Genomic DNA, 8,936 nt, shown 5'->3' on the forward strand with positions numbered 1-8,936 from the left:
CGAGGATTTCAAAAGGAGCTAGAAAATGATAGGTATTGTATTAAAAGGTCATGATTTTAAATATGAAGTAAGCGAACTAGTTAAACTTTTTACTTCAGAGCTTAGATTCATTGACGAAAGAGATTGCATGATGGTTGTAGAGAATACTTTATTTTCTCATAATAACAATATTTTTTCCAAAACTGTTTATTGTGAAAATTATGGAGTAATATATGAACATGTAGAACATAGAAGCTTAGAGGGGTTAAGTAAGAGAGAAGAAAAAAAGGTTATAAAGGAAACTATAAAAAGGAGTATGTTCAAAATTCTAGAAAAGAAGTTTAAGATTACTCCACCATGGGGAATACTTACAGGTATAAGACCTGTAAAAATAGTACATTCACTACTTGATGATAATTTTAGTGATGAAGAAATAAGAGAAAAATTAACTAGAGATTATTTTATAAGTGATGATAAAATTGATTTAGCTCTTGATATTGCAAGAAGAGAGCGAAAATTCATATACCCAATAGATGAAAATAAAGTATCTTTATATGTGAGTATTCCATTTTGCCCTACAAGATGTTATTATTGTTCATTCCCTGCGAACTCTTTAAAGCAATTTGGAGGATTAAAACCTACATATGTAGCTAAATTACTTGAAGAAGTCGAAGGTGTAGCTAAGTTATTAGAAGAACAAAATAAATCAATAGAAACTTTATATATTGGTGGAGGTACTCCAACTACTTTAACTCCTGATGAAATGGATACTTTAATAAAAGGACTATTTGAAAGATTTGATTTAAGTGAAATCAAAGAGTTTACAGTAGAGGCAGGAAGACCTGATACTATAAATAGAGAAATGTTAGAAGTCTTAAAGAAAAATAATGTAGACAGAATAAGTATTAATCCACAAAGTATGAATGATGAAACTTTACAAAAAATAGGTAGAAATCATAGTATACAAGATATAATTGACACATTCCATTTGGCTAGAGAAGTCGGATTTGATAATATCAATATGGATATAATACTAGGGTTAGTAGATGAAGATTTAAGTATGGTTAGAAATACTTTAGATAAAATAAAAGAGCTATCTCCAGAAAGTCTAACTGTTCATACCTTAGCAGTAAAAAGAACATCAAAGCTAAAAGAAAATCTAGAAGATTATGAACTTGCTCAGTATGAAGAAATGGTAAAAATGATTAATTTAGCTAAGGAATATGCAGAGGATATGGGATTAAACCCTTATTATATGTACAGACAAAAACATATGCTAGGTAATCTAGAAAATATAGGTTATGCTAAAGAAGGTTATGAATGTATTTATAATATGCAAATTATGGAGGAAAAACAAAGTAATTATGCATTAGGGGCTGGTTCTATAACTAAATTTGTATATCCTGATGAAGATAGGATTGAAAGGGTAGAAAATGTCAAGAATGTAGAACAATATATTCAAAGAATTGACGAGATGATAAAAAGAAAGTATGAGGAGGTAGAGAAAAATGCTAAGTAAAGCGCCAAGAGGAACAAGAGATATATTACCAAAGGAAGTCTATAAATGGCACTATGTTGAGAAGAAATTCAGAGAAATATGTGCATTATATGGATATGAAGAAATGAGAACTCCTATATTTGAGCATACAGAAGTTTTCACAAGAAGTGTTGGTGACACAACAGATATAGTTCAAAAAGAAATGTATACTTTCACTGATAAAGGTGATAGACAAATAAGTTTAAAACCAGAAGGGACTGCTGGAACTATCAGATCATTTATAGAAAATAAATTATATGCTGATACACAACCAACAAAATTATTTTACATAACTCCATGCTTTAGATACGAAAGACCACAAGCAGGAAGGCAAAGACAATTCCACCAATTTGGTATTGAGGCACTAGGAAGTGATACACCATCAATAGATGCAGAAGTTATATCTTTAGCAGTGCAATTCTTTAATGAATTAGGACTTAAAGATTTGTCAGTAAACATAAACTCAGTAGGATGTCCTGTTTGTAGAGAAGAATATAACAAAACTTTAAAAGCATATTTAGATGCTAAATCAGATGTATTATGTGAAACTTGTTTAGAGCGAAAAGACAAAAATCCAATGAGAGTTATAGATTGTAAAAACCCTACATGTAAAGCAAATATAACAGACATACCTTTCATGATAGATCACTTATGTGATGATTGTGAAAATCATTTTGATAAATTACAAGAATACTTAAGAGAGATGGATATAAAGTTTGTAGTTGATAAAACTATAGTTAGGGGACTTGACTACTACAGAAAAACTGCTTTCGAAATAATATCAAATGATATAGGATCACAAAGTACAGTTTGTGGCGGAGGAAGATATGATGGTCTAGTTGAACAATTAGGTGGGCCAAAAGGAATTAGTGGTATAGGATTTGGGCTTGGAGCAGAAAGATTATTATTAACTTTAGAAAATAATAATATAGAAATAGAAAATCCAAAATCTACAGATATATACATAGCAACAATAGGAGATACAGCTAAAACTAAGAGTTTTGGTTTAATAAAAGAACTAAGAGATAATCACATAAGCGCTGATATAGATCACTTAGGAAAAAGCTTAAAAGCTCAATTTAAATACTCAGATAAAATAAATGCTAAATATACAATAGTTATAGGTGATGACGAGTTAGCTAATGATGCAGCAACTCTTAAAAACATGGAAACATCAGAACAAACTACTGTAAAACTTAGTGAATTAGTAAATGAGTTAAAAAATAGATTATAATTAAAATTGACATAGAATATAAGGTGAAAAGAGATGAATATTATCATTCAATCTTTCACCTTTTAGTGCGTAAATGACGAAGGAGGAAATATGGAGAACTTAAAAGGATTAAAGAGAACTCATTACTGTGGTGATTTAAGAATTGCCAATGTGGGTGAAGAAGTAGTTTTAAATGGATGGGTACAAAAGAAAAGAAACTTAGGTGGATTAGTATTCGTTGATTTAAGAGATGTTAGAGGAATAAGCCAAATAATATTTGATACAAATGTAAGTGAAGAAGCATTTAATAAAGCTGAAAAATTAGGTTCAGAATATGTTGTTGCTGTTAAAGGTATAGTTAGAGAAAGACAATCTAAAAATCCTAACATGGCAACAGGAGATATAGAAATAGAAGCAACTGAACTTAGAATTTTAAGCAAATCAGAAACTCCACCAATATATATAAAAGATAATGATAATGTTTCTGAAGATTTAAGATTAAAATATAGATTCTTAGATTTAAGAAAGCCTTCTATGCAAAATAATTTAATATTAAGAAGTAAAGTTGCTAAAATAGTAAGAAATTACTTAACAGATAACAACTTTGTAGAAATAGAAACTCCTTTCTTAATAAAACCATCTCCAGAAGGTGCTAGGGATTACTTAGTACCAAGTAGAGTTAATCCAGGTAAATTCTACGCATTACCACAATCACCACAATTATTTAAACAATTATTAATGGTAAGTGGTATGGATAGATACTTCCAAATAGTAAAATGTTTCAGAGATGAAGATTTAAGAGCTGATAGACAACCAGAATTCACTCAAATAGACTGTGAAATGTCATTTGTTGATGAAGAAGATGTAATGGGAATCATGGAAAAAATGCTTCAAGAAATATTCAAAGAAGTATTAGATGTGGATGTTCAATTACCTATCCAAAGAATGACTTATAAAGAAGCTATGGATAGATTTGGTTCAGATAAACCAGATACTAGATTTGGATTAGAATTTGTAAATATATCTGACATAGTTAAAGAATGTGGATTCGGAGTATTTGCTAATGCTGCTTCTGATGAAAAAGGTAGTGTTAGAGGTATAAACGTTAAAGGTGGAGCTGAAGCCTTCTCAAAAAAAGGAATGAAGAAGTTAGAAGAGCATGCTAAGCTTTACAAAGCTAAGGGTCTTGCTTGGATAAAATTAACTGAAGCTGGAATAGAATCTCCAATAGCTAAATTCTTCTCAGAAGAAGAAATGAACGCTATATTAGAAAAAATGGGAGCAGAAGCTGGAGACTTATTATTATTTATAGCTGATAAAAATGCTGTAGTTTATGATGCATTAGGCCAATTAAGACTTGAAGTTGGTAGAAAACTTGACTTAATGGATAAAAATAAATATAACCTATTATGGGTAACTGAATTCCCATTATTCGAAAAAGACGAAGAAACAGGAAGAATGATAGCAATGCATCATCCATTCACATCTCCATTAGATGAAGACGTAGAAGGATTAACTGGTGAAGATAAAACTAATTTAAGAGCTAAAGCTTATGATATAGTATTAAATGGATATGAACTAGGTGGAGGAAGTGTTAGAATATCTAATGCGGATATCCAAAAGAAAATGTTTGATGCTATAGGAATAAGCGATGAAGAAGCTAATGATAAGTTTGGATACTTACTAGAAGCGTTTAAATATGGAGTTCCACCACATGCTGGATTAGCATTTGGATTTGATAGATTAATGATGCTGCTTACAGGAGCTGATAATATTAGAGAAGTGATAGCATTCCCTAAAAATCAAAATGCTATATGTCCAATGACAAATGCTCCAGGAGTAGCTGATGATGCTCAATTAGAAGAATTAGCTATAAAAGTTGATATAGAAGAGTAATTTTTATTAAGTAGAAAAGAGGATTTCTTATAATAATTTTTAATTAGAAGAGATATCCTCTTTTTTTACATATAAAGAAATTATATTGATCTCAAATCTGTGAAAAACTTATGAAACTAAACCTAAAATGTTAATGGAACAGGGATTACATCATTTACAGAGGATGGTACAGTAACAAATATCTTCATTATAAAATTAAGGATGTTAGCTTAAAATTAAGCTAGCATTCTTTTGTTATTTTGAATTTTTAAGTGAGTTTTATTTTTTACTAATTGGGTACTAATAAAAAGAATAGTAAAATTTTAATATAAAAAAGATGATAAAGTAAAAATAATATCTATAATATAAATAGTACAAAGTTTTATAGAGAGGAGATATAAGATATTAATTAGTCTTATATTATAATTAAATGAATAATATATTTTTTTATGAAACAGAAATAGGTATTATAGGAATTAGGGAAAATAATAAATCAATAACAGATATATTTTTTTCAAAGGTAGATACTAATGATAATATAGAAGAGACAGATTTAATAAAAGAATGTTTTAAACAGTTAAAAGAATACTTTGAAGGAAATAGAATGAAATTTGATTTGCCATTAGATGCTAGGGGAACAGAATTTCAAAAGAAAGTTTGGAATGAACTTTTAAATATACCTTATGGTGAAACTAAAAGTTATAAAGATATTGCTGTAGCTATCGGGAATGAAAAAGCATGTAGGGCTATAGGAATGGCAAATAACAAAAATCCCATACCAATAATAATTCCATGTCATAGAGTGATTGGCTCTAATGGAAAATTAGTTGGATACGCGGGTGGAGTTAATGTTAAAGAAAAATTACTTAATATAGAAAAAATAGACGTAAAATAAAGGAGAATTACGATGTTAAATATAGGATGTCACTTATCAGTATCAAAAGGTTTTAAAAATATGGGAAAGGAAGCATTGAGTATAAATGCTAATACTTTTCAATTTTTTACTCGTAACCCAAGAGGTGGAAAAGCAAAAGATTTAGATGAGAAAGATATACAAGCTTTTTTAGAGCTTGCAAAAGAAAATAAATTTGCTAAATTATTAGCTCATGCACCATATACATTAAATGCTTGTGCAGCTGACGAAAGTAAAAGAGAGTTTGCTATACAAACTTTTGCAGATGATTTAAGAAGATTGGAAAGTGTACCAGGAAATTTATATAACTTCCATCCAGGAAGTCATGTAAAACAAGGAGTAGAAGTTGGAATTCAATATATTGCAGATATGATAAATCAAACTTTAACACCAGAGCATACTACTACAGTATTACTTGAAACTATGGCTGGAAAAGGTACTGAAATAGGAAGGAATTTTGAAGAATTAAGAGCTATAATAGACAAGGTTGAATTAGGTGACAGAATAGGTATATGTATGGATACTTGCCACGTATTTGATGCTGGATATGATATTGTAAATGATTTAGATGGAGTTCTAGAAGAGTTTGATAAGGTATTAGGATTAGATAGATTAAAAGCAATTCATCTAAATGATAGTTTAAATGTTCGTGGAAGTCACAAAGATAGACATGCTAAAATAGGTGAAGGAAATATAGGATTAGAAGCTATAACTAGAATAATAAATCACCCAAAACTTAAAAATATTCCTTTCTTACTTGAAACACCAAATGAATTAGATGGATATGCTAAAGAAATAGAATTATTAAAAAGTGTATATAATGGATAAATAAAGTGCTTGGGACTAAATTAAGTCTCAAGCATTTTTCTTTTTCATACTTCTCATTAAATCCTTATATTCTGTACTTACACGATTAGACTCTATAATTTTTTGTAATGACTTATTATATGTAAAATTATCTAAGTTATTATTTTTTAAAAAAAATAAAGTTTTATCAGGAAAGTGGATATATGCAAATGATATAGCCCAAGCTACAGCCATTTTAACATAATATCCATCATGATGAATATTATTTAAAACACTTAATACACTATCAATATAATCATCAACAATATAAAAATTAAGCATCATAACAACAGCGAACCTTACATCAAATTCATTTTTAGATGAAGCATAAGGTAGTATGAAATCCCAAACCTCACTCATACTTTTCTTAGTAAACTTTAAATTATTGCAAAAACTATCACAAACTGCCCAATTATTTATCTTTGGAACAAAGTTTCTTATGTATTTTAATCGAGTTTCATTATCAGTTTTAATATAGCCAATTATTAACCCTTCAACCATGACCTCTTCATAGTATTTAGCATTATCATTATTCAAGTAATCTTCATAATTATTTTTTGATAAATCTTTTGATAACTTTCTTAGGATTGGAAGTCTAACACCTAAAATATTTTCCACACCAGGACATAAATTACTATGAAATTTTTTATACTTTTCATCAGCTAAATTAATTAACTCTTCTCTAATTTCTTCTTTTTTATTATTAAACATATAATCACCTCATATAAATGAGTATATCACACATAATAAATTAATAAACATGAAGAAAGAAGTCTAAATTTTATCATTATAAAAAATAGACTTCTTACATTTAACTTTTGAAGCAAAGTATTGAAGGGAAATAGAGTTTAATTATTTATGGTTACAATGACATCCTTCATGCTTGTGACCATCAGCATGTTTTCCATTACAACATTTGTAATCAGATTCTTCTTTGTGTGCCTTTTGGTGATTACCACAACATCCATTAGAACAATTGTTTAATGGTGCAAAACCTTGATTATCCATTGCGTTTGATTTAAACGTAGGAACATCAGGAGTAAGACTCTTGTTTAATGTTGGATTAGTTTCAAACTGAGGTTTATTTCTAAATACATCATTATTTCTATGACTCATAAAATACCTCCTTAAGATACTTCTCATTAATAGTATGCTAAAAAAATCATAAAAATATGGTAAGAATAAAAAAGAATAAATCGAATTAATTGCCAATTACTAAAAATAAAAGAAATAATGAAAAATTTTGATAAAAGTAAATAAAATAAATATATTAAGATAAATTAGGTAACAAATTTCTACTTTTAAGTATATATTATATTAGATTATATTAAGGGGGTAACAACAATGGATTATACTTATGAGTGGATATATCCTAATCCAAAGCAACTACAAAATTCTATAAATTTAATTGGAAAATCAATCGAATCAGAAAAGAAAGATTCTATGTTTTATCAATGGTTAATTGATAATATACCAGTAGGTGAATTATCTTCTAAAGAAGTAAATGAAATAAAAGGAATAATAGAGTCGATTAGAGATGATGAGTTACGTCATAATCAAATGTATAAGAATATGTATTTTCAAATTACAGGGATGAAAATACAACCTGAAGAAGAAGCGTTTGTTCCGCCATCAAGTTTTAAAGATGGAATAGCAGATGCTATGATGGGAGAGTTAAATGCAGTTAAAACTTACCGCGAAATAATGGGAGGGCTTCCAAGTTTGTATTATAGAGATCAAGTTTTTAATATATTGAGTGATGAATTAAGACATGGAAATTTGTATAATTATATTTATACATTAGTTTCTGTTGGTTAATTAATAAATATTAAAATAAAAAGATGTAACTAATATTAGTTACATCTTTGATATTTACAATAAAAGTTGAATTAATCAGCAATTTCAACGACTTCAAGTATTTCTTGAGGACATGCTTTAACACATATTCCACAAGCCACACATTTAGATGGAGCTGGTTTATCCTCTGACTTTACAATAATTCCTTTTGGACATGCTTCTACACAAGTTAGGCATCCTGTACATTTTTTCTTATCGATTGTATAAACACCTTTAGCGTTTTTAGATATTGCATCTTCTGGACATTTTTTAGCACAAACGCCACATTGATTACAAGCTTTTACATCTAAAGCATCTTTTTTGTTAACCCCTATAGATATACAAGAGAAACCTTCTTTTTTATAAAAGGCTTCAGAACAAGCTAGCTCACAACTTAAACAAGCTTGACATAAAGATTTGTCTTTAACAACTAATTTTTTCAATTTATCTTCCCCCTTAATATGTAGATAATTTATTAGAAAATAAAACATCCTATTTTTAGTGTATATGATTATTATTGTAAAATCAACGAAGTAAATAAATCTACTGATTACTTTTTGGAAATCTAAAGAATCATTAATAATATTTTTTGTACTTTATGTTAAAATTAAAAATAAATTTTTGACAAATTGAAATTCAATGTTCTATTATAAAACATATATAAAAAAAAAAAAAAAGGAAAAAAAAAGAAAAGGAGAAATTAAAGAAGAGAAAAGAAAATCTATAATTGGAATTAA

The 8,936-nt window shown here is 28.3% G+C and carries 9 protein-coding genes; 6 read left to right on the forward strand and 3 right to left on the reverse strand.

Annotation, left to right across the window (positions count from 1 at the left end; genetic code table 11):
* Positions 1-25 precede the first annotated feature (25 nt).
* The 5 genes from hemZ to QX51_RS08405 all read left to right on the forward strand — a co-directional run bounded on the left by hemZ (position 26) and on the right by QX51_RS08405 (position 6,345).
* Positions 26-1,498, forward strand: a complete 1,473-nt coding sequence (hemZ, locus tag QX51_RS08385; protein WP_039679463.1) for a coproporphyrinogen dehydrogenase HemZ — start codon at positions 26-28, stop codon at positions 1,496-1,498.
* Entirely contained in the window at positions 1,488-2,750 is a 1,263-nt protein-coding gene (gene hisS / locus QX51_RS08390; protein WP_039679464.1) for a histidine--tRNA ligase, read from the forward strand. The genes hemZ and hisS overlap by 11 nt, the downstream gene beginning before the upstream one ends.
* A 90-nt stretch (positions 2,751-2,840) precedes the next feature.
* Positions 2,841-4,625, forward strand: a complete 1,785-nt coding sequence (aspS, locus tag QX51_RS08395) for an aspartate--tRNA ligase (protein WP_039679465.1) — start codon at positions 2,841-2,843, stop codon at positions 4,623-4,625.
* Between the two features lie 409 nt (positions 4,626-5,034).
* The gene (locus QX51_RS08400; RefSeq protein WP_039679466.1) at positions 5,035-5,499 is read left to right on the forward strand and encodes a methylated-DNA--[protein]-cysteine S-methyltransferase; all 465 of its coding nucleotides are present in this window, start codon (positions 5,035-5,037) and stop codon (positions 5,497-5,499) included.
* Between the two features lie 12 nt (positions 5,500-5,511).
* Positions 5,512-6,345 (forward strand): deoxyribonuclease IV, encoded by an 834-nt coding sequence (locus QX51_RS08405; RefSeq protein WP_039679467.1) that lies wholly within the window; start codon positions 5,512-5,514, stop codon positions 6,343-6,345.
* Positions 6,346-6,372: 27 nt separating this feature from the next.
* Here the strand turns inward: QX51_RS08405 and QX51_RS08410 are convergent, their stop codons facing one another.
* Together QX51_RS08410 and QX51_RS08415 are read right to left on the reverse strand one after the other, a co-directional pair.
* On the reverse strand, positions 6,373-7,074 hold the full coding sequence (locus tag QX51_RS08410) for a DNA alkylation repair protein (protein WP_039679468.1): 702 nt from the start codon (positions 7,072-7,074) through the stop codon (positions 6,373-6,375).
* Between the two features lie 141 nt (positions 7,075-7,215).
* Positions 7,216-7,479, reverse strand: coding sequence for a hypothetical protein (locus QX51_RS08415; RefSeq protein WP_039679469.1), 264 nt, complete (start codon positions 7,477-7,479; stop codon positions 7,216-7,218).
* A 228-nt stretch (positions 7,480-7,707) separates the two neighbouring features.
* On the opposite strand from QX51_RS08415, the gene QX51_RS08420 reads away from it, so the two are divergent.
* Entirely contained in the window at positions 7,708-8,181 is a 474-nt protein-coding gene (locus QX51_RS08420; protein ID WP_039679470.1) for a ferritin-like domain-containing protein, read from the forward strand.
* Positions 8,182-8,252: 71 nt separating this feature from the next.
* Here the strand turns inward: QX51_RS08420 and QX51_RS08425 are convergent, their stop codons facing one another.
* The gene (locus QX51_RS08425) at positions 8,253-8,642 is read right to left on the reverse strand and encodes a 4Fe-4S binding protein (RefSeq protein WP_039679471.1); all 390 of its coding nucleotides are present in this window, start codon (positions 8,640-8,642) and stop codon (positions 8,253-8,255) included.
* Between the last annotated feature and the right edge of the window lie 294 nt (positions 8,643-8,936).

Origin of the sequence: Terrisporobacter othiniensis (genome assembly GCF_000808015.1) — a bacterium.
GTDB lineage: Bacteria > Bacillota > Clostridia > Peptostreptococcales > Peptostreptococcaceae > Terrisporobacter > Terrisporobacter muris.

Bases quoted from the DNA above. Each gene is read 5' to 3' on its own strand.
- hemZ (WP_039679463.1), top strand. From the start codon at position 26: ATGATAGGTATTGTATTAAAAGGTCATGATTTTAAATATGAAGTAAGC.
- hisS (WP_039679464.1), top strand. From the start codon at position 1,488: ATGCTAAGTAAAGCGCCAAGAGGAACAAGAGATATATTACCAAAGGAA.
- aspS (WP_039679465.1), top strand. From the start codon at position 2,841: ATGGAGAACTTAAAAGGATTAAAGAGAACTCATTACTGTGGTGATTTA.
- QX51_RS08400 (WP_039679466.1), top strand. From the start codon at position 5,035: ATGAATAATATATTTTTTTATGAAACAGAAATAGGTATTATAGGAATT.
- QX51_RS08405 (WP_039679467.1), top strand. From the start codon at position 5,512: ATGTTAAATATAGGATGTCACTTATCAGTATCAAAAGGTTTTAAAAAT.
- QX51_RS08410 (WP_039679468.1), bottom strand. From the start codon at position 7,074: ATGTTTAATAATAAAAAAGAAGAAATTAGAGAAGAGTTAATTAATTTA.
- QX51_RS08415 (WP_039679469.1), bottom strand. From the start codon at position 7,479: ATGAGTCATAGAAATAATGATGTATTTAGAAATAAACCTCAGTTTGAA.
- QX51_RS08420 (WP_039679470.1), top strand. From the start codon at position 7,708: ATGGATTATACTTATGAGTGGATATATCCTAATCCAAAGCAACTACAA.